Annotated in this window: 20 protein-coding genes and 1 pseudogene; 11 read left to right on the plus strand and 10 right to left on the minus strand. The window is 45.1% G+C overall.

The features are described from left to right. The coding region (locus tag EBR25_08880) for a flagellar motor switch protein FliG (protein NBW41103.1) at positions 1 to 459 on the plus strand (459 nt) is incomplete at its 5' end. Positions 460 to 516: 57 nt separating this feature from the next. Here the strand turns inward: EBR25_08880 and EBR25_08885 are convergent. Further along, positions 517 to 1005, minus strand: a complete 489-nt coding sequence (locus tag EBR25_08885; protein NBW41104.1) for a hypothetical protein — start codon at positions 1003 to 1005, stop codon at positions 517 to 519. Between the two features lie 242 nt (positions 1006 to 1247). Between EBR25_08885 and EBR25_08890 the strand changes: the two genes are divergently transcribed. The 4 genes from EBR25_08890 (at position 1248) to glk (ending at position 4422) form a co-directional block, all read left to right on the plus strand. Then, entirely contained in the window at positions 1248 to 1697 is a 450-nt protein-coding gene (locus EBR25_08890) for a hypothetical protein (protein ID NBW41105.1), read from the plus strand. 5 nt (positions 1698 to 1702) lie between these two features. Further along, positions 1703 to 2665 carry a ribosome small subunit-dependent GTPase A gene (rsgA, locus tag EBR25_08895; protein NBW41106.1) on the plus strand — a complete coding sequence of 321 codons (963 nt, stop codon included), beginning with the start codon at positions 1703 to 1705 and terminating at the stop codon, positions 2663 to 2665. 22 nt (positions 2666 to 2687) lie between these two features. Next, a complete protein-coding gene (locus EBR25_08900) occupies positions 2688 to 3377 on the plus strand; it encodes a uracil-DNA glycosylase (protein ID NBW41107.1) in 690 nt (229 codons plus the stop codon). A 76-nt stretch (positions 3378 to 3453) separates the two neighbouring features. Next, on the plus strand, positions 3454 to 4422 hold the full coding sequence (gene glk, locus EBR25_08905; GenBank protein NBW41108.1) for a glucokinase: 969 nt from the start codon (positions 3454 to 3456) through the stop codon (positions 4420 to 4422). A gap of 69 nt (positions 4423 to 4491) precedes the next feature. On the opposite strand, the gene EBR25_08910 is transcribed toward glk, so the two are convergent. The 3 genes from EBR25_08910 to clpS all read right to left on the minus strand — a co-directional run bounded on the left by EBR25_08910 (position 4492) and on the right by clpS (position 8591). Beyond that, a complete protein-coding gene (locus EBR25_08910) occupies positions 4492 to 5883 on the minus strand; it encodes a pyridoxal-phosphate dependent enzyme (protein NBW41109.1) in 1392 nt (463 codons plus the stop codon). A 78-nt stretch (positions 5884 to 5961) separates the two neighbouring features. Further along, a complete protein-coding gene (gene clpA / locus EBR25_08915) occupies positions 5962 to 8277 on the minus strand; it encodes an ATP-dependent Clp protease ATP-binding subunit ClpA (protein NBW41110.1) in 2316 nt (771 codons plus the stop codon). After that, positions 8256 to 8591, minus strand: coding sequence for an ATP-dependent Clp protease adapter ClpS (clpS, locus tag EBR25_08920; GenBank protein NBW41111.1), 336 nt, complete (start codon positions 8589 to 8591; stop codon positions 8256 to 8258). The genes clpA and clpS overlap by 22 nt, the downstream gene beginning before the upstream one ends. Positions 8592 to 8817: 226 nt before the next feature. On the opposite strand from clpS, the gene EBR25_08925 reads away from it, so the two are divergent. Further along, a complete protein-coding gene (locus EBR25_08925) occupies positions 8818 to 9534 on the plus strand; it encodes a leucyl/phenylalanyl-tRNA--protein transferase (GenBank protein NBW41112.1) in 717 nt (238 codons plus the stop codon). On the opposite strand, the gene EBR25_08930 is transcribed toward EBR25_08925, so the two are convergent. Together EBR25_08930 and EBR25_08935 are read right to left on the minus strand one after the other, a co-directional pair. Beyond that, on the minus strand, positions 9510 to 10271 hold the full coding sequence (locus tag EBR25_08930; protein ID NBW41113.1) for an HAD family hydrolase: 762 nt from the start codon (positions 10269 to 10271) through the stop codon (positions 9510 to 9512). The two genes, EBR25_08925 and EBR25_08930, sit on opposite strands and share 25 nt — an antisense overlap. Positions 10272 to 10295: 24 nt before the next feature. Further along, on the minus strand, positions 10296 to 12050 hold the full coding sequence (locus EBR25_08935) for a UbiD family decarboxylase (GenBank protein ID NBW41114.1): 1755 nt from the start codon (positions 12048 to 12050) through the stop codon (positions 10296 to 10298). Between the two features lie 208 nt (positions 12051 to 12258). On the opposite strand from EBR25_08935, the gene EBR25_08940 reads away from it, so the two are divergent. Beyond that, positions 12259 to 13032 (plus strand): enoyl-CoA hydratase/isomerase family protein, encoded by a 774-nt coding sequence (locus tag EBR25_08940; protein NBW41115.1) that lies wholly within the window; start codon positions 12259 to 12261, stop codon positions 13030 to 13032. Between the two features lie 229 nt (positions 13033 to 13261). On the opposite strand, the gene EBR25_08945 is transcribed toward EBR25_08940, so the two are convergent. Further along, positions 13262 to 13591 (minus strand): hypothetical protein, encoded by a 330-nt coding sequence (locus EBR25_08945; protein ID NBW41116.1) that lies wholly within the window; start codon positions 13589 to 13591, stop codon positions 13262 to 13264. A 617-nt stretch (positions 13592 to 14208) separates the two neighbouring features. Between EBR25_08945 and rpsR the strand changes: the two genes are divergently transcribed. Further along, positions 14209 to 14763: a 30S ribosomal protein S18 gene (rpsR, locus tag EBR25_08950; GenBank protein ID NBW41117.1), complete on the plus strand. Its 555-nt coding sequence runs from the start codon at positions 14209 to 14211 to the stop codon at positions 14761 to 14763. A 78-nt stretch (positions 14764 to 14841) separates the two neighbouring features. Here rpsR and EBR25_08955 read toward each other — a convergent pair whose 3' ends face one another. Then, complete coding sequence (locus EBR25_08955; GenBank protein ID NBW41118.1) at positions 14842 to 15594, minus strand: hypothetical protein; 753 nt, start codon at positions 15592 to 15594, stop codon at positions 14842 to 14844. Between the two features lie 263 nt (positions 15595 to 15857). On the opposite strand from EBR25_08955, the gene EBR25_08960 reads away from it, so the two are divergent. Beyond that, on the plus strand, positions 15858 to 16508 hold the full coding sequence (locus EBR25_08960) for a DUF445 family protein (protein ID NBW41119.1): 651 nt from the start codon (positions 15858 to 15860) through the stop codon (positions 16506 to 16508). A gap of 23 nt (positions 16509 to 16531) precedes the next feature. Here the strand turns inward: EBR25_08960 and EBR25_08965 are convergent, their stop codons facing one another. After that, positions 16532 to 18400, minus strand: a complete 1869-nt coding sequence (locus tag EBR25_08965) for a hypothetical protein (protein NBW41120.1) — start codon at positions 18398 to 18400, stop codon at positions 16532 to 16534. A gap of 147 nt (positions 18401 to 18547) precedes the next feature. Here EBR25_08965 and EBR25_08970 point away from each other — a divergent pair, with 147 nt between their 5' ends. Both EBR25_08970 and EBR25_08975 read left to right on the plus strand, forming a co-directional pair. Next, complete coding sequence (locus EBR25_08970; GenBank protein ID NBW41121.1) at positions 18548 to 19240, plus strand: hypothetical protein; 693 nt, start codon at positions 18548 to 18550, stop codon at positions 19238 to 19240. A 480-nt stretch (positions 19241 to 19720) separates the two neighbouring features. Next, complete coding sequence (locus EBR25_08975) at positions 19721 to 20032, plus strand: DUF503 domain-containing protein (GenBank protein ID NBW41122.1); 312 nt, start codon at positions 19721 to 19723, stop codon at positions 20030 to 20032. A 468-nt stretch (positions 20033 to 20500) separates the two neighbouring features. On the opposite strand, the pseudogene EBR25_08980 reads toward EBR25_08975, so the two are convergent. Beyond that, positions 20501 to 20700 (minus strand): annotated as a pseudogene (locus EBR25_08980) (hypothetical protein).

Here is a 20700-nt window from a genome sequence, read left to right on the forward strand (position 1 = left end):
ACACTTCGCTCAGCTTCACAGAACGAAGAGGAAGTGATTGGTGCTAAGTCAGCGGCAGATATTTTAAACTTTGTAGATCGTAATAATGAAGAGAGAATCATTAGTGAGATTGAAGAAATGTATCCTGAGATGGCCGAACAAATCAGAAATCTCATGTTCACATTTGAGGATATGAAGGCTATTGATGACAAGGGCATACAGGCAATTATGAAAGAGGTGCCACGAGATCAATTGGTATTAGCCCTTAAAACTGCATCACCAGAACTTTCTGAGCTTTTATTTAGAAATGTTTCCAAACGTGCCGGTGAAATGATTCGAGAAGACCTTGAAATCCTTGGACCAACGAAGCTCAAAGATGTTGAAAAGGCTCAACAGGGCATCGTTGATGTGGTACGACGACTTGAAGCCGAAGGAAAAGTTGTCATACAAAGCGGCTCAGACGAGGAGCAATACGTCTAAAGTGTGTTGGGCACACCCAGTCTTTTTTCATTTCTCATAATAATTTGATCGAACAAGCTATTTCTTGTGCTGGTCAAACCAGCCTTTACTCCCTCTTACTTCGCTTCCTGGTTCGGGATCCAAGACCTCGACCGAATCATTATCAATTTCGTATGTGCGTACCCCAGTATCATTTGTTTGCCTCTTGTCACTACTGGTAGCAGTGTCGTGTGAGAAGAATGTGAATTCTTGTACTGATTCCTGAGTATTGTCGAAGGAGGCTGATGAGGAACGAAAAGTTTTCTGCAATGACTGTAAATCCTTGAGTATTTTCCTCCTGACTCGCCAGATGGTGAAACCAGCGATAAGAACGAGTGCTCCAAAAAACAGGAGTAAAATGGTGAAGAACCCTAAGGCAAGACGGGGCGCTAAGAATATCAGCGCTATAATCACAAGCAAAAAGATGAGTCCTGGTGATAAGGGTGAATTCCTTCTGCCCGTACTTTTTGACCCTGTGTACACTCCATTTTTCATGGGATGATATGAATACCAAAAAATTTTACTCATAGACTGACTGCTTTTATCCCCTTAGATTGTTTATCTCCCCTTCTAACCACTCTTTAGTGCGATTTCTAGTAGAATAGTCCGAATTATATCACTTATCGTCTCCTTTGGAGAACACTCGCCTGAAATAGTGCCGTCTCATACCAAAATCCTTGGTCGACTTCTTCTCTCAAGAAGATGGTAGCAAACCGAGAGAAAGAGCTTTACACTAGGGTGGATATCTTGTTGAGGGATAAAAACAGGCCATGGTTGGAGTTTTTACATTTTTGTCATTTCAGCGTTGGTTCTTTCAGGTAATCGCAATGGTTATTACCGCGCTGATGATTCCAGGTTTGAAAATAACCAGCATTTTAGGGCCAATGCTCGCGGTGTTAGCGCTGGCATTCATCAACACGCATCTGTGGAGTGCCGCTCTTTTCTTTCAGTTCCCGGATTCATTGTCATTTCATGCAATGCTTCTCTTGTGTGCTAATGCTCTTGTTTTTTGGATTTTAGTGAAGATCTTACCAGGCATCGAAGTCAAAGGCATCATCCCTGTGTTTTTAGCGCCAGTAGTATTTTCACTCTTATCAATTTTTATCGAAGCATATGGAGCTACAGTCAATTGGCCGAGGCTGGGAGCTGACATACTTGAATTGATATCCTCAGTGCGTGACTATTTTTTGCAAGAACAAAGTATTCCGACTGGCTCTTGATCTTTATGTCATCTTGTTTATCCACCCCAATTACCTGGCTGAATGACAACAATACTGGATTTGTTACCTCGACAACTCGCAGAAAGGTATTTTTTATCGATCGGCATGGAGTGGAGCGGCAAGGGACAGTAAAGACCCGGGCACTCGACATAACAGTCGGTGATCGTGTGCAGTTTTCAGCAGAGAAGGAAGAGTATCTCATTGAAGGATATGCGGAGAGAAAAAACTGCCTAAAGCGTCGTTATGGAAAGAAAATAAAGTACCTCTCTTCGAACATAGATCTGCTGGTCATCGTCACAGCTATCGGTCAGTTGTTCCAGCCAGGGTTTATCGATCGGGTGCTCTGTGTGGCGACTCTTGAGGGAATACCAAGTTGCCTCGTTGTCAACAAATTTGATCTCGGACTTGATGAGTACAGTACCTATCTTATCTCTGTCTATGAACAACTTGGAATAGAGGTGCTCACGACAAGTGCAAAGAAAGAGCATGGGATAGAGAGTTTATTGAATCGCTTAAGAGAGCCCAAGTTACAGGTCGTTAGTCTTGTTGGTGTTTCTGGGGTTGGAAAGAGTTCTCTTCTTAATCGATTGATACCGAAGGCTCAAAGGCCAACTCGAGAGGTGAGTGAAAAGTCAGGCTCTGGACGGCAGACAACATCTCAGGCTGAAGCATTTCATTATCGGGAGCATGATTTTGAGTCACGATCTCAATCAAGAGCGGACTTATTTATTGTAGATCTTCCAGGTGTTCAGAGTTTTGGAATTGGGAGCCTCTCGAGACGAGAACTACAGTCAGGAATGCCAGATGTGATGAATTATGCGCAAAAATGTGAGTTTAGCGATTGCAGTCATGTAGCGGAAGAGCGTTGTGGTGTAAAGGATGCTGTCGAGGCAGGGTTACTGCCAGCGTCTCGATTTGAGTCCTACATTCGTATGTTTGAGGAAATAGAGGAAAATCGAGAGTACTAAAGGATAATTGACCAAGGAGGCTATGCAAGAGGAAAAACAGGCGACAACGTGGCGCGAAGTGTTACACGGTGAAAGGCAGAAAAGATATTTTGCTGACTTAATAGCGTTTGTGGAAAATGAAAGAGCTTCGGGAAAAGCAATCTATCCAAGCAATGCAGATGTCTTTCGTGCGCTGTCGCTCACAGAGTTTGAGGAGGTAAAAATAGTGATACTGGGACAAGATCCCTATCATGGCCCCAAACAAGCGCATGGGCTCTGTTTCTCGGTGCCCGATGGGATTGCATTTCCACCGTCGCTTGAAAATCTTTTTAAAGAGCTTAAGGCCGATATTGGAATGGAGCGTCCCTCAAGTGGGTGTCTTAAAGGCTGGGCCCAGCAGGGGGTATTGCTACTCAATTCCGTTCTGACTGTTGAAGCTGGACAGGCGGGTTCCCATGCGAATCGAGGATGGGAGCGGTTTACGGATAGAATTATTGCAGAGCTCAATGAACGGCGTGATGGTCTTGTGTTTCTTTTATGGGGAGCTTATGCCCAGAAGAAGGGTTCAATGATTGACGGAGACCGACATACCGTATTAGCAGCGCCGCATCCATCACCGCTTTCAGCACATCGAGGGTTCTTCGGTTGCCAGCATTTTTCTAAGGCAAATGCTGCGCTTGAGCAATATGGAGTCGCTGCTATCGACTGGGAAGTGGGGTCGATGGATGGATAGTTAGCATGCTATTTTCTTTTCGGATGAACTAAAGAATACTCATAAGTGCTTAGGCGGATATCGCGGGAGGAGAACTATGTTTTTGGCGGGTGATATTGGTGGAACGTCAACACGACTCGGCCTGTATAGTTCTAGTGGTAACTACCTCTGTATCGAGGCACAGGAACGGTACTCCAGTTCGGAATTTGATTCACTTGAAGAGTCTCTGGAGCTTTTTGTAAGACAGAAGGGAGTCAAAGTTGAATCTGTTTGTCTTGGTGTTCCTGGACCCATAAAAAACGGGTCAGTTCAACTTACAAACCTGCCATGGCATTTTTCTGAGGACTCTGTCGCAAAGGTGTTAGGGATTGACCGAGTTCGTATCGTGAATGACCTCTATGCTGTATCTGCAGCGATTCCGCTTTTGGGAAGCAGTGATTTCTGTACGCTCCATGCCGGTGGCAATCAGTATGCAAAGGATCGTTTCTCGGTTCTTGCCGCTGGTACAGGACTTGGACATTCTTTTGCAGCAAGAATAAATGATACATGGCAAATTTTTGAGTCTGAGGGCGGGCATATTGATTTTGCGCCGCGAGATGATTTGTCTCTGGAACTTCTGAGATTTCTTTTTCAGAAGTTTAAGAAACGGGTGAGTTATGAACGGGTGTTGTGTGGACCAGGTATTGAAAATATCTATGAATTTCTGGGTACGCAATCTGATTATGCAGATGGTGCTCATCTTGAGGGAGAAGATTGTGCTCGACAGATAGCGGAAATAGGATTGGCTGGTGAATCTCGGCGAGCAGTGAAGACACTTGAGTTGTTTACCCGAATACTCGGTGGTTTAGCGGGCAATTGTGTTCTCTATAATTTATGCACGGGCGGAATATTTCTTGGGGGGGGGATACCTCCAAAACTGCTTCCAAAGTTACAAGATGGTGCTTTAGTTGAGGAGTACTTGAGGCAGGGGCGTATGAGTCCGATAGTACAAGACACACCGCTGAAGGTTCTGATTAATGACGGGGCTGGACTGCTTGGAGCCGCTGCACTGGCGAGAGCTCTCTGACAAAGCTGCTACGAGAGTGCTATCTACGGAGTTTTTGAGAGATATATGAGTAGGGCGACCGAGACTACCTCAAGACGAGAGCTCCTGTCTCATATTGCTAATTCTCAGGTAGTTGATGACGTCAGAGCGAGTAATAAGTCCGAAAAAGCAATCTCCTTCGGAAATCAGGGGAGTGTATCCTGAATCAAGCAGAGAGATGACATCATCGAGAGCCGCGGTGCGGGGAAGAGTCTTGAGTGTTGTTACCATGAAGTCTGAGACGGGCGCTAAAAAGGCTTCTTTGCTTTCTCGAGCCGCAAAGAGGATATTCTCCTCATCAATGATCCCGATAATACGACCATTTTCCATAACTGGTAATTGTGAGATATCGTACATTCTCATTCTGTTATGTGTCGTAGTAAGGGTGTCGTCTGGCGATACTGTCACTACACTGCCTTCATCAAATCGTCGGCTGATAAGATCTCGCAGATCACCAGTAACCTCTCTTTCCAATAAGCCGTTCTCGATCATCCAAAAATCGTTGAAAACTTTTCTTAAATATCGGCTACCACTATCACAGATAAATGTGACTACCCGCTTTGGCTCTGTTTGCTCTTGGCAGTACTTAACGGCTGCCGCAACAAGACAGCCGGCTGAGGTTCCCGCTAAAATCCCCTCTTCCAGAAGAAGCTTTCTCGTCGTGAGAAAGCTTTCTCTATCTGAGACGGTATAGGCATGTTTGACTCGAGAGAGGTCGCAGATATCAGGGATAAAGTCTTCTCCCATCCCTTCAACTAGCCATGACCCAGCTTTTTCCATTTCACCCGTCTTAATGTAATGCGTGAGAATAGAACCAGCTGGATCTGCCAAAACCATATCTGTATTCGGCGAATGTTCAGCGCAATAGTTACTGATTCCCGTGATGGTCCCACCAGAACCAACTCCACAGACAATTGCGTCTACCTTGCCGTCCATCTGACTAATGATCTCAGGAGCTGTAGAATTGTAATGTGCGGCAGGATTGCTCGGATTACAGAACTGATTCATGTAAATGCAGTTTTCAAGCTCTTTTGCCTTCGCCTCAGCTACTTCTTGATAGTATTCGGGGTGACCTTTTTCTACATCAGAGCGGGTGAGTAGTACCTCTGCTCCAAATGCTTTTGGTAGCGATATTTTCTCTACACTCATTTTATCTGGCATCACGAGTATGACGTGATATCCCTTTAGTTTCCCGATAAGTGTTAAACCCAGTCCAGTATTTCCAGAGGTTGCCTCGACAATTGTGCCCCCGGGCTTTAGAGCTCCTGATTTCTCGGCATCCTCAATCATTCGTAATGCAATGCGATCCTTAATCGAGTCGCCTGGATTCATCTGCTCTAACTTGACATAGAGCTCACACCCATTCGTATCAAATGAATGGAGCTGAACCATTGGAGTGTTGCCGATAAGCTCTAGGACGGATTGATATGGTTTTTGTCTCATGGAGGATAGTGAACCATAGGTTTTCAGGGAAGTGAATATCAATCGTATATTCGGAACCAATTTATTCGTCAGAAAATGTTAGCTGCCTTTCTGAATGCTCAGCACAAGGGCTCCTTCCTTCTCATCCACTAGGACGGTGCCTCCTTTTCGGAGTTCTCCGAACAGGAGCTCGTCGACAAGCTGGTCTTTAATCTCTTTCTGAATTATCCGTGCCATCGGTCGTGCTCCTAACTCTTCGTCAAACCCATGTTTTGCAAGCCAATCAAGAGCTTCAGGGGAAAGAGTGAATAAAACCTTCTGAGAGGAAAGCTGCGATTCTAACTCATCGATACACTTTTGAACTACTGACCGCACCACCGGCAGGGGAAGCGAATGGAAGTGGATGGTGTCGTCAAGGCGATTCCTAAATTCGGGACGAAAAAGTTCTTTAATTGCTTTTTCTCTATGATCGTTACTCTCCTGTTTGCCAAAACCAATGCCCTTCGCGGCAGTCGATCCAGCATTAGTGGTCATGATGAGAATTATATTACGGAAGTCCGCTTTTCTTCCTTGATTGTCCGTTGCCTGTGCATTGTCCATTACTTGGAGAAGTACATTGAATATGTCTGGGTGTGCTTTTTCAATCTCATCAAGCAGTAAAACAGCATAGGGATGCTTCCTTACCAGGTCGGTAAGTTGACCACCTTCTTCGTATCCGACATACCCTGGCGGTGCTCCAAGAAGTCGTGAGATAGCGTGTTTTTCCATATACTCACTCATATCGAACCGATGAAAGTGGATGCCGAGAGCTTGAGCAAGTACTTTCGCTAATTCTGTTTTTCCAACTCCCGTAGGGCCAGCAAAGAGAAAACTTCCCATCGGTTTTGCTTCTGATTGAAGTAGGGCTCGAGCCCTCTTCATGGCGAGGACGATCGCATGTATAGCATCATCTTGACCAAATACCTTGCTTTTCAGGGTATGTTCTAAGTCTTGAAGCTTCTGTTCATCAGTGCCTTTCAGTTTTTTTACTGGTACCTTTGCAATTCGTGATACCACATCTGCAATATCTGTATCGGTGATTTGTTTTTTTCGCTTTGAAGGCAGACGAATAGAGTTTGCTGCTCCGGCTTCATCGAGAACGTCGATAGCTTTATCTGGTAATGCTTTATCTGTGATGTGCTTTGCGGAAAGTTCTACAGCAGCTCGCAGGGCAGAGCGAGAAAACTTAACTGCATGATGCTCCTCGAAGCGTTCTTTGAGCCCCTCCAAAATCTTAACGGTGGTCTCCGAGGAGGGCTCTTCAAGCTCAATAGTGGTGAAGCGTCTGGTGAGAGCCCGATCTTTTTCAAAGAATTTTTTGTAATCCTCATCGGTAGTGCTTCCGATACAGCGGAATGTGCCTTTTGAGAGAAGCGGCTTAAGAAAATTTGAGGCATCAACGCTACCAGTTCCCGTGGAGCCCGCCCCAACGATTGTATGGATCTCATCAATAAAAAGAATAGCGTTGTCTTGTTCCAGAAGTTCACGAGTGATGTTCCGTATCCGATCTTCGAACTCTCCTCGAAACTTTGTTCCAGCAATCAGTGAACCAATATGAAGAGAGTAGACTTGTGCGTTACGCAATGCTTCAGGTATCTGACCAGAGAGAATTTGCAGCGCAATAGCATGTGCCATAGCAGTTTTGCCAACACCGGGTGCACCGAGGAAGAGGGGATTATTTTTCTGTCTCCGACTCAGGATCCGTATAGCTCTTTCTACTTCAGCCTCCCTTCCGATAACGGGATCAAGCTCTCCAGATTCTGCTGCATGGGATAGATTCTCAGTATAGGTCTCGAGAGCAGATCGTCGTCTTGCCTCTGGAGCGTCATGATAGAAATCTCCATCTGTTGAGTACTCATCGATATATTCATCCTCTGAGTACCTGTCATCTTCTTCATAGCGGGGATCAGAGTCAGTATCACGAGCAATACCGTGCGATATGTAGTCAAGAATATGAATTCGTTCTAGTCCTTGTTTTCTCAGAAAAAATACGGCGTGAGAATCATTCTCACTAAAAGTAGCAACGAGCACTTCAGAGGCAGTGATAAACTGTTTGCCAGAGGAGTGCATATGGAGGATCGCTCTTTGTAATACTCTTTGAACGGCAGGTGTTTGAACTGGCTCAGCACGCTCAGCACTTGAACCAGTGGCGGTTTCTACGTGAGACTCCAGAAATTCTTCTAGATCTGCTTTCAGTTCCTGAAGAGTAGCTCCACAATTCTTCAGAATTTTATGTACCTCCGGATCTGCCAAGAGCGCTAACAACAGATGCTCTAGAGTAAAATAGGCATGCAAGCGAGTAGATGCCTCACGCCAAGCAGCTTCGAGGGTATAGCCAAGTTCGGTACTAAACACTATTCTTCCTCCATAACACATCGGAGAGGAAACTCTTCCTCTCGTGCTCTGGCTTCAACAGCTACAATTTTTGCCTCAGCAATTTCCTTTGGATAGATACCACAGAGCCCCGAGCCTTTGTGATGTACTTCTAACATAATTCGAGCCGCTTCGGTTGGAGATTTAAGAAAAATCCCCTCTAAAATCATCACTACAAAATCCATAGTTGTATAATCGTCATTGAGTAATAGCACCTTGTAGAGTCTCGGCTTCTTTAGACGGGTACGGATATCTGAAATAGTCTCTATTCCCCCCTCTGAGGAACCAGTATCCGTGAAGTGATATTCATCGTGCATCGAGGTAGGCGTCAAAGTCATAAGAACCGTGTATGCCAGACAACAGTTTACGCCAAAGCTTCTGTGGTATACCTACAGCTGTGGCAAATTAGTTTTTTCTCTCGCTTCTCTATCGCTAGTCCAAGAGAGAGTCTTCTTCTATACTAATTGTACACTGTTGTAGAGAGCAATCGCCAGTTTTGACGGATGCTTCTACGAGAAGTAGTTTTGATGATGGAACAGTCTCATGGTGGTTACAAGCTTTCCCCCGAGTCATTTAGCGGATGAAAATGGTCTGCTTGCCATTGGTGGGGATGTTGACCTTGAAACACTGCTCCTGGCCTACAGATCAGGAATTTTTCCATGGCCGCTAGAGGGGGAGGTTCTGACTTGGTTTGCTCCACCTGTAAGAGCAATTCTAGAGATTGATCAGTTCATTCTATCCCGTTCCATGCGTCGTTTTTTGAAGCGACATGACCTTGAGATATTTTTAAATCGAGATTTTGAATCAACGATTATTGCTTGTCAGCAAAGTACGAATCGAGATGGACAGCTTGGGACATGGATTACAGACGACATCATAGAAGGATATCTAAGATTACATGAAGCCGGGTATGCTCACAGCGTTGAATGTTATGACGGACGTCAGCTTGTCGGTGGACTCTATGGAGTAAGTCTTGGCGTAATGTTTGCGGGAGAGTCAATGTTTCATATCCGTAACAATGCCTCGAAGTTATGTTTTTGTTTTCTTGTTTCGTATCTGCGTTCTCATTCCGTGTCATGGATTGATTGTCAAGTCATGACGCCACTAACGGCGAGTTTCGGCGCGCATGAAGTGCAAAGAACTGAATTTGAAGAAATGTTGCGGTTTCAGTTGAGCCAGAGTCAATCTCGTATTTTTCCTATAGAGCCCAAGGAGATTGGCGTTTGGCGAGGTGATTATTCAGTAGGCTCTTTTAATTGATAGAGTTTTTCCAGCAGCTCCGAAAAGCAATGAATCGTTGGAACGGCCTGTGTTTCAGGATAATCTTCCGCTTTGCTTTCACTAAACGGATTTAAGCCTCTATTTAACCAGATGGCGTTCCAGTCGGCATTGACTGCTCCTGCGACATCATTTTTAGGACAATCTCCGATATAGAGAATTTCTCGTGTTGTGATTCCCAGTTGTTCCGTAATCCCCATAAATACTTTATGAGAAGGTTTCTTGTATCCTATATCACTGGCACAAAATATGTGTTGGAAATACTTTGCCAATCCGAGTTCTGGAATGAGTTGATGAATGCGCCTATCATTATTGGTGAGGATTCCTAGGGCTACATGTGGCGAAAGAGCTTCAAGAAGCTGCTCCGCATAAGGCAGGAGTTGCCGACTTGACGCTTTTGCAAATGCTCCATAGATGTCGGCAAGTAATTCGTCTGATGGCGTTCGTACACCGACATCATGCATTACATTTGAAAGAAACTCTTGCCATACGTGATCGTCCCGTGCATGGTCGGTGACATAGCCTTCTTCTCTATTGTCATAGCTCGAAGACATCCGTTGCCAAGCTTGGAAGATGACACTATCAATCTCTGCAGCGGTAATATTATGGCCATGATTACTGAGATGGCTTGCATAATGTTCTCCGATACTTCCCCGTACTTCAAAGAGGGTATCATCAGCATCGAAAAAGATTGCCTTAATAGCCGAAAAATCTATCATAAGATTAAGGATAGCAGGCTATACCTACTGAGAGAAGTACTCGCTCCATCGTGAATCAACGAGTTCGCTGGTATCGGGGTCACATATGAGCTCATCCGGATAGCCTGGCTTCATACGCGTATCAATGACAATTGGTGCTGTATATCCGAGATGATTTCTGTGAATTTCTTTCTTATGGCAGAAAATATCAGCTCCAGGCTCGAAACGAGTAAAACTTTGCCATAAGAAATAACTGGAGCTTTGCGCCGTTTTTTCTGCATCGTCCGCGAGAATAATCATGGGCCATTCTGAAAATCCTTCATATCCTGCAATTCTTTGAGCGAGGTCTTTTTCCTTTTGGTATGAGTTTCCAGACAATACAAGGCAGCCACGACAGAATGCCAGAGCATTTTCGATGCCCTTTGGTAATGCTCCAGAGAACTGGCTCGGTAAACGGCGAATGGGCTCGCCAACTCCTAACAGGACTCCCTTGCTTCCTTTATTTACTTCAGGGCCAGTATAGTCGAGCGTATCCATAGAGAGATTTGAAAATATGTATAAATCAGTACGGAAGTCTGCGCGCTCGAGAATATATTCAAGTACTGTTGAAAAGTTTTTCAGGTCTTGTGGCCGGTCAACGACAAGTAGGAATTTTGTCAGCGAGAGCTGACCCTCTCCGAGGATTCGAAAGGCAGAGACCATTGCTTCTCGTTTGTAGCGATCGTGCACTACAGCAGCTGCTAGGGAGTGATATCCCGTCTCGCCATAAGACCAGAGATCACGAACGGTGGGCATAACGAGCGGGAATATTGGGCTTAAAAGTTCTTGCAAATAATCACCGAGGTAAAAATCTTCTTGTTTCGGCTTTCCGACGACAGTTGCCGGACAGATAGGATTTCTCTTCCGAATAAGCGTATGGCAACGAAAAACTGGATAGTCATGCTTGAGAGAGTAATATCCATAGTGGTCTCCAAAAGGACCTTCTGGCCGACTTTCGAGCGGGTTGCATTCTCCAACAAGAGTGAATTCGGCTGAGGTCACGGCTGGAAGAGATGAGAAGGGAGTTTTCGTAAGATTAAGTTTTTTACCCATCAACAATGAACAGAGTAGAAGTTCCGGAACATTTTCCGGAAGCGGAGCTATAGCTGATACAATGAGTGCTGGCGGCCCACCGAGAAAAACGTTGACGGGAAGGCTTTCTCCACGTTCCCGAGCAACGTGAAGATGGAATCCCCCACCTTTTCCAATCTGACAATGTAGGCCTGTCTCATGATCATTAAACCGTTGCATTCGATACATGCCGAGATTCGGGATTCCTTTTTCGGGATGCTCTGTATAGACCAGAGGGAGAGTAATAAAAGCCCCGCCATCTTCCTGCCATGTCTTTAGGAGGGGAAGTCGACTCAAGCGAGGTGGAGTATCTGCGATAAGAGATGATTGAGACCACTGTTTCCTTCGTATTCCTACCTTAGCAAGTTGAAAAAAAGTATCTCTTTCATTCCACAGAGCTTGTAGCGAGGGAGGAAAGAGAGTCTCCGGGAGTTGAGCAATGCGCGAGATTAACTCTTCTGGATTTTTTCCGAAGGCAAGTTCAATTCGTTTTTTTGTGCCAAACAGATTGGTTACGAGAGGAAAAGCGGCTCCTTGAATGTTGTGAAAGAGAAGCGCTGGACCACCTTGCTCAATGATTCGCCTATGGATTTCAGCAGCTTCTAGGTCGTGTGATATGGGTGCAGTAATCTCACAGAGGTCGCCCTCAGCTCGAAGGATCGAAATAAATTCTTGAAGGTCAGATACCATATTGCTTGCGTTCTATTCTCTGCGTTCCTATGCCATCTCGTGATTCAGCCTCCCAAAGGTATCGCCCTATTCCTAGATTATTTCAAGGGAGTTCTCTTCGAGTGTGTCAGCGCTGCTGTAGCAGAAGATTTTTAGAGAGCTTCTGGGCTTGGCTCAACATGGCAAGTCCATGTTATAGTCAACCGAGTGGCTTTTAAGGGGTAGTTTCATGCCAGAAGTAATATTTGAAGAAGTAAGGAAAGGAATAGGGGTGTTAACCCTTGCAGAACCAGCGGCTTTGAATGCCATGGATGAAGCCATGGCGCTTGTTTTTCAGAAGAAAGTGCAAGAATTGAAAGGAGAGTCTCTTCGAGCACTCATTCTTACGGGGGCTGGGCGTGCCTTTTCAGCGGGTGGGAATCTGGAAATGTTAGAGGCAAAAACCAAGTTGTCATCTGAAGAGAATAAAGCTCGGATGCTCGATTTTTACGATAAGTTTCTGTGTGTGCGAGATCTTGATATTCCGCTGATTGCTGCAGTTAATGGTCATGCTATTGGTGCTGGTCTTTGCCTGGCTTTGGCGTGTGATATTCGGGTTGTTTCAGATACGGCTAAGCTCGGTATGACATTTACTCGCTTGGGGCTGCATCCTGGAATGGGCGGAACTTTTTTCCTAAAAAAGGTGGTAGGAGAAGCAGCGGCACTGGAGCTGTTACTCACGGGAAGAATTGTTCAAGGAAAAGATGTCATTGATTTCGGTCTAGCACGGGAGTGTTGTCCTGCGGATGTTGTTGTAAAACGAGCCGTGAGTATTGCAACCGAAATTGTTGGATGTGGGCCACTGGCAACGAAGCAGTTGTTGAATACGCTTCGTGGTAATAAGGAGGAGCTGAAGGTCGCACTGTTAAGAGAGGCAGAGTGTCAAAGTGAAAACTATGCCAGTGACCAATTTATTGAGGGCATTAGAGCGGTTCAAGAGAAACGCCCTCCCCAGTTTGATTAAAAAGTTTCGGTGAAGAGTTCTAAGGAACCCCTCCCAGTACTCACGGAACAGCATTGGGTTGAGCAACAGCTGCGTTCAGCAACAGCATTGAATTGGGCTGAGTGACCACTGTTAAGCCAGAGGCTCGAAGCCTTTTCGCTTTCAGCGCGTTCCCGCTATTCTCGACCAATGGATTTCTAAAGGCCAATGGATTTCTAAAGGCCAATGGATTTCTAAAGGTTCGCGAGTTCTATCGAAGCAAAACAAGTCGCTCTTGAATTTCATCAGGAGCATCTTCATAGGTTCGCAGTGTATGTTGCAGTGAGACCGGATCCATATCGAGGTGAAGAGCCACCCAAGCAAAACTAAAGGGTTCTTTCGGAGCGAGCTTCCCGAAGAGCCACTGACGTGCACTTCTGACGACGTGTCGCTCGCAATGAGCTGTTCCAAACGCATCACAGATCGCCCGTGAAAGGACGGCTGCTAACAGATTTCTCTCAGCTTTGACGGGGGATTGATTTTCTCCTTCTTCTTCGTCTGAGTCTGCTAGGAACCGGTTTAATGCGTTGGAATTACTCATAGGAAACTTCCTTTAAAAAAATCCTGAAGTGTCAGCTAGTTACAAAATGGTGTGCCAACACATCCTTAAAAGCTATTGTAATAACTAAGGAAATACTCCGTTAGTTTAATACACCTAAAGCTAATAAACGGTAGATTTTCAAGGGTCAATAGAAATCCAAGTCTAAGGATAAAAAAGTTGTTTTTTTTAAGTAGATTGGCTCGTAAAAGACCGATAAGTCTGCTCCTGTTCTGGCTGATAAAACGATAGTTATTATTTTAGAACGGGGAGGGATGGGAAAGTGGCTACAAACGAGAAACATTAGTGAAACTAAGAGTATGAGTCTCTCTTGGGGAGGTTTCTGAAAAGGAAAAGGCTACAAGAAGGACTTGTCACAATTTTAGAGGCCGATATTTGACTTTCAGTACTAACACCTCTAACTTACTGACCTTTGGACGGTGCGAGTCGTTTCTCCTCGTTGAGCTGGCCTGAGGTCAGATCGAATGAATGGAGAGGGCTGAAGGGCGGAAGCTGTAGTTAGGGCGGAAGCTGGAGGTTGAGTACCAGCGGTAGTAGAGTCCAAGTGAGAATTTAGTGTTAGTAAGAAGAACAATTATAGCAAAACAACCTAGGATAGCATGAAGAAGAAACTATTCGTCAGTAATCTTGATTTTAGTGTAACAGAAGAACAACTCCTTGAGGCTTTTCGAGAGATAGAAGAGCCAGTCAGTCTGACCCTGGCAACTGAGAGAGAGACGGGACGGTCCAAGGGATTCGCTTTTGTAGAGATGAGTTCTGATGACGCAGCTCAACGCGCAACCGATCAGTTGAATGAGCGAGAGATTAATGGTCGGCCGATCAGAGTATGTGAGGATCGAGGAAAGGGCGGTGGAGCTGGCGGAGCGACGTCACGAGCGCCTTCAGCGAGCGGAAGCAGCGAAAGGAAGCGAGAGTTTCTTCCCCCAATTCAAAGGATGCAGCTCTTCCGTCGCAAAAAGAAGTTGGACCCGTTCATGGAAGATCCGTCCAAGTCGGTAGACTATCGCGATATTGCGCTCCTCGGTAAGTTTGTTAGTGACAGAGGAAAGATTCTATCTCGTCGTATGACTGGGCTTTCAGCATATAACCAGAGGAAAGTCGCAAAGGCGATCAAAAGAGCGCAGAGCCTCGGTTTAATGCCTTACATGAACTAGGACGAGAATACACGCCTCGTAATCCTACCTCATATCTCTTCTACTGCCTCTCTTAAGCAAGCTGTAGAAGGGGATACGCTACAACTTTTCTTGACAGTTCCGCTTGGCGGGGCTGTCTCCTGATTGTTCAGGTCCATCGGGTATGTGAAAGAGTGAGATTCCTCCTTTGATGACAGACTCAAGGGGACGACCTTGCTCTAGAGCAGTGCATATCGTGTCTACAACCTTCTTGATTCGCCGTCCGCTCTTTTCAACCATGCGAGCGGCGATCCGTTGTTGGTCTGTAATGCTCTCCCCGTTTTGAAGCAGATAAGCGGCGCCTAATAGCACTTCTATGGGATTGTTGATCTCATGTTGTAGCGTTCCCATGTGACTCCGAATAGAGCGAGCTGAATCTTGATAAAGTTTAAGTTTTCGGTGAAGGCTAATATCAACAAGACGTAACACAAAAGGCTTGAGTAACGGAGAACGCATTTCTTCTCTTTTCATAAAAAAAAGCGGTTGAGCTGCGAAGTCGCTCTCGGCAGTTGTCGTAATGCTTTGCTCAGAGATGAAAATGACCACTATACTTGATTCAATATCTTGAATTGCTCCATCCTCATACTCTTGACGTATGTTCTCAGGTGGGAGCTCCGTCGTGAACAACAGGGTAGGAATGGGTCTGCTATGAGAATTCAAGAATTTTTGAGCTTCTTGGATTGATGAAAACTCCTTGAAAATGACGTCTACCATGAACTCCTGAAGCTGATTTATAAGCTGACATCTCAGACGAACATCCTTATCTGAGACGATGACTAAGGACTCCATTTTGTTCTCCTCATCTATAATCATGGCGTGTGTGAGAGCTCTGCTGGTAACCGAGACTAATATACAAGGTTCAATAATAGCGTCTCTGATTATGGTCAGAGAGGAGGTCGAGCTCTGAAGTGGAATGTGAATAAGACGATGGTATGTGCGCTCTTTTTTGCTACTACGGGAGTTCGAGATTCAATATTTTGATATAAATACCCATGGCTTACTCTGCAATGTAAAGGGGTTCTCTATTTTAAAGAGCGCTTGAAACAGGGAGAGAGGATGTGTAACGTGGGCAGGCTATGGAAACCATTCTTCTTTTTTTTAATATCGATTCAGAAGTCCTACCCCTATTCGTACTTCCCCTTGTCGGTGCCGTAATTGGTTGGGTAACCAATTTTATAGCGGTGAAAATGCTATTTCATCCTCGCAAGCCCTATCGACTTCTGTTTTTTGAACTCCATGGGGTATTCCCCAAGCGGCAGCGGGCTTTGGCTGAAAAACTTGGGCATATCGTCTCGGAGGAACTCTTCTCAGCGAATGAGGTGATATCGCATATTCAAGATGCAGCCCAATCTCAAGAGATGATAGACCTCATCAGTGATCATATCGAGAAAGTTATTCGACAACGGCTGCCAGAGGTGATTCCCATGATCTCCTTTGTTTTAAATGATGATCTGGTTCAAACCGTGAGGCAGACTTTTGTCGGCGAGTTAAAGATATTTCTGAAAGAAGTGACGGATAAGCTTGCTGGCTCAATTGAGGCAGATCTGGATGTCCATAAAATTGTCGAAGAAAAGGTACTGAACTTTTCTTCAGATAAGCTTGAGGAGATACTTTTTGCGATTATGAGACGAGAGTTTCGCTTCATAGAAGTTATTGGAGCTGTGCTTGGATTTCTCATAGGTTTAGTGCAGCTGGCCTACTTACTCTCTATAGGTGGGTTCGTCTAACCGAATTCCGTTTCAGTTATGCTTCAAGTGGCAGTTGAGATCTTTAGCAAAGGAACGGGACACTGGAGAGTCGCGCCAATCGTGCGAAAGAGTTCTAGTTCTGTCTGAGATACTGACGTATCCTGATGAATAATGACTTCAACGGCTGAAAGGAGCTTTCTTTTTCCTTTAGGAGGCAGACCCTCAAGGATGGTTAAAGAGCTATCCAAAAGAGTTAGTACGTCTTTTGGTGGAGCTATGAGGCTATCTGGAAGCTCTGGGTAAAAAGATTCTCTCGCTTTCCGATATCCAATACCCTTGTGCTCATGCGAACCGTGTAGGTCAAAAAGTGATAGAAGTGTATGGATTGCCTCTAAAGTTTTTCGTTTTGGAAAGTGTTTGTGACCCAAAGAGTGCTTAGAAAAGTGGTTTTGAAACATACGGTGAAGCATGTATTCAAAAAGACTAATCTGTCCATCGAGTGCACTTATGTCTTTTACTATTCCCAAGAATCGCTCTTTGTCATCCTGAGGCATAGAGGATAACGTACCTAATGCTATCTCGATTAACGGCAGGACTCTCTCAAGATACGGAACAGGAGAATCAGAGAGCAGCGTTCTGATTTTTATGAAAGCATGATTTATATCCTCTTCAACCTCTATCTCTTTGGGGATTGATGCTAGTTGCGAATCAGTATGATGAAGAAGAGTATGAATAATAAGTGCCTGTGCTCCATTCAGTGTGCGAGACAGCGCTGCAACTTCTTTCGGAAGATCTGCTATTAATGTCTTTGAATTTTCAAGGTGCTCTGGAAGTATGGTACCAACTTCTTGTGTCCAGCCCGGAGGTGAAAAAGTAGCAAGGGGATTCAACTGTGCTTCCACTGTAGTCCCAGGTGCACTGCTCGTTTCAGAAAGGGTGACGTTCTCACTTGACCCAATAGGATCAACTCTTTTGATTCGTTCGATGAGTGGCGGATGAGTAGCAAGCAGTTGCAACCAGCTCGCTGTCACGCCAGTCGCAAAAAAAAGATGACTAAATTGCTCTGATTCAGGGTGTTGAATCCGTGAGCCTGCTGTTATGTGAGCAATTTTACGGAGGGCATTGCCAATACCGTGTGGATTCCGTGTGAATTGAACAGCGGAAGCATCGGCTAGGAACTCTCGTTGTCGACTAATTGCAGCTTTGATGAGGCGTCCGCCTAATACTCCCAACCACCCAACTATGCTCAACAGAAGACCAACCAAAAGCGGTAGTGCTGAATCTCCTCTTTTCCCAGATGATGAATAGTAGCGCCGTTGATTTACTGAAAAGAGGATCCGTCGACCGATAAGAGAAATGATAAGGAGGCCATGTAACAGACCAATGAGCCGAATATTGAGACGCATATCTCCGTTCAATATATGACTGAATTCATGAGCAACCACTCCTTGCAGTTCACTTCGATTTAACTGCTGGAGTGCGCCACGCGTAATACCAATGACCGCTGAGTCTAAGGTATATCCTGCCGCAAAGGCATTAATAGAGTCTTGTTCAATAAGATAAACTGGGGGAACGGTTATGCCTGATGCAATCGCCATTTCCTCAACAACGTTCAGCAGAGTCCGTAACTGCGGATCTTGACTATCTGTTGGAACCCGTATGCCCCCAAGTGCTTCGGCAACAGCGCCTCCTCCAGTGCGGAGCTTAATCACCTTGAAGATACTTCCAAGACTAACAATCAGAAGTACACCGATAGAAACGGCTAGAAAGAGCTTTGGTTGAAATTGGATGGGAGCTTCCGTCGAAGAACAGAGAACAAGAGAGATGATGCCATATATTCCGCAAATAAGCAGTAATATGGTTATCGCGAAAATCCCGAATAATAATCGCGTCTTCTTGAATGCTCGTTCTTGATGTTCAAAAAAGTTCATAGCTTTCTAGAGATTATATCCGTTTCTCACATGACAAAAGGGGGTACGTATACCCATATTCGGCTGAAGAGAGGGTCATAAGATGGAAGTGAGAATATTATGAGAAAAATTTGCTGAGCCCTTGTAGTTTTTGGTCAGAGGTCTTAAATGAATTATATGAGCAGATGCTACGTTCCATATTTTGGCAATGTACCGGTTGTGGTCAATATAAATGGCCATGATCTGGTATTGGTGGGAACCTCTCCTGATGTCTTTGAGGAAACGGCGCTTCTTGGGGAAGAAGCACTGGGTTCTCAACCTCTTATTGAAGATCAGTCGGCTCTTATTGAAGATCAGTCGGTTGTATCGACGAATTCTGGTCTGAGTTCGGGTTTTACAAGAGATGATAGTGAATCGAATCGTGTTTCGACTTCTGGGGATGATCATGAGGGAGCAAGTTTTCCTCCGAAGGAAGAGGAGGCCGTGAGAACACCAGTGTGCCTTAAAAAGAAAAGGGAAGAACGAAAGTTGCCAATAGATTTTGAGGTCAGAGAATATGATCTGGAAGCCCTTGATTGGAGCGGCTCCGATAGTATTTCACCTGAAAGCGACCAGTCATCTGATGATGCTCTTATTCAGGAGATACGGGGAATCCCCATTTTAGGGGGAGATGATGGTATCCCTTCCCCAGAAAGTTTCGCTGGTTTCAATGAAGAGAGCTTTCTTGAGGTGCAAAGACTTGAGCAATTTGCAAAATCTCTTGCAGCTCGGTCAGGATCTGGAGTTGTATTCATACCAGCTGCTGCCTCTTTGGAGGAGATCTTCGCGGAACTTCAAGCACAACTTCCATGGTGCCATTAATTCTTTAAGATGCCATCAGAAATGGAACGTCCTATTTCTCTTGATATTGTATTGCGGTTTGGAACGCTGATTGTTTCAAAGATGCAGGTGTGCTGTCCTATCACCTTATAGCCCATGAGGGCAGTCTTGTGAGAAATGGAAAAAACCCGAGTACGAAGAGTACTCGGGTGGTTAGGGGTTCAGTTGTCTGCTGTTAGGCCGACTCCTTGTGCGAGAAGGGGCTGTTGTCGCGAGAGAAGACTCCAGAATTGCCTCCCAGTATTCTGTTATCGAGTCTTACTTTTCTTTGCTGCTCCAGAGTATGCGGTCTTCTCAACGAGGCTAAGATGTTATATCCAAGAGACATGCCAACTGGTAATGTATTGAAATCAGTGTTTTATGACAGAAATGTGCTGTAATGTGGTGTCTTTATTTTGGTCACCGTGCTGAGAGTTTGCACAGTGTGATGGGGTAAGAGGATGCAAGAGAGGAGGAAACGAAATGGAGACGGCAGCCCCTGAGTTGTATCCCGCTCATCTTGGAGTTCTGATAGTAGATCTTTGTCTATCTCAAGCGCAGTCGCTAAAAGATAAACGCCGTATTATTAAACCCCTCCTGCAGCGAGGTATTCGGGGATATCAACTTTCTGCTTCCGAGCTTAATTATCAATCGAAAATACAGAGAACACTTCTCGGTTTTGCACTCATTAGTGGTAAAATTTCCTACATTCAGAGCTGTTTGGAGGAGTTCAAGAGAGAAATTCAATCGGAGTATGAAGAAAACATTTTATCGATCTCGCTCAATATCATTTAGCACTGGAGAGCTCCTGTCCGATGATTCTATAATGGGGTGAGTGTATAGACGAATTGCACTTTAAAAAGACGGCTTCATGAGCAGAAACAAACCGACGACAAGCCTAATGGCCGATAATAAGATATTTCCTTTCGATATCTCTCGACAGCTTGGACAGGTCATACAAGTTGCTCCTTCTCGGGTCGTGGTAAGAGTCGTCCAAGGAAACGGTCAAGATCTCAAAGTCCGGTCGAAGGCTTCAGTAAGTATAGGAGATTATGTTGTTCTTGGGAGGCTGACATATGCCATCATAGGGCAGGTCGTTGAGATGCGCTATGCGGCGTCTGAGGATACAGACTTCGATCTCATCATAAATCTCTTTACCTCAGTTTCGCTGGATGAAATGAAAGTGATTCCTGGGGTTATTCAGCCAGCGAGATTGGGTGATGCTGTATTTCTTCCAACTCGCGAATTAGTTGACTTCGTTATTTCTGGCTCGAATACGTCAGCGCGTCCACCAGCAAATCCGAAGGTCTCAAAGCCCATGGTCTCTAAAGCCACATTACCGGCTAAGATCATCAAGTCAGCCCATGAGATTTGTTGTCCGTACTTCTGCTTGATCGGCCACAACAATCGGCGAGCCTTATCTAAGTTTCCGTTATCAGGCCAGCTGTTGAGCGGAGCGAAAC

This window comes from bacterium, from assembly GCA_009926305.1.
Classification (GTDB): Bacteria; Bdellovibrionota_C; UBA2361; order UBA2361; family RFPC01; genus RFPC01.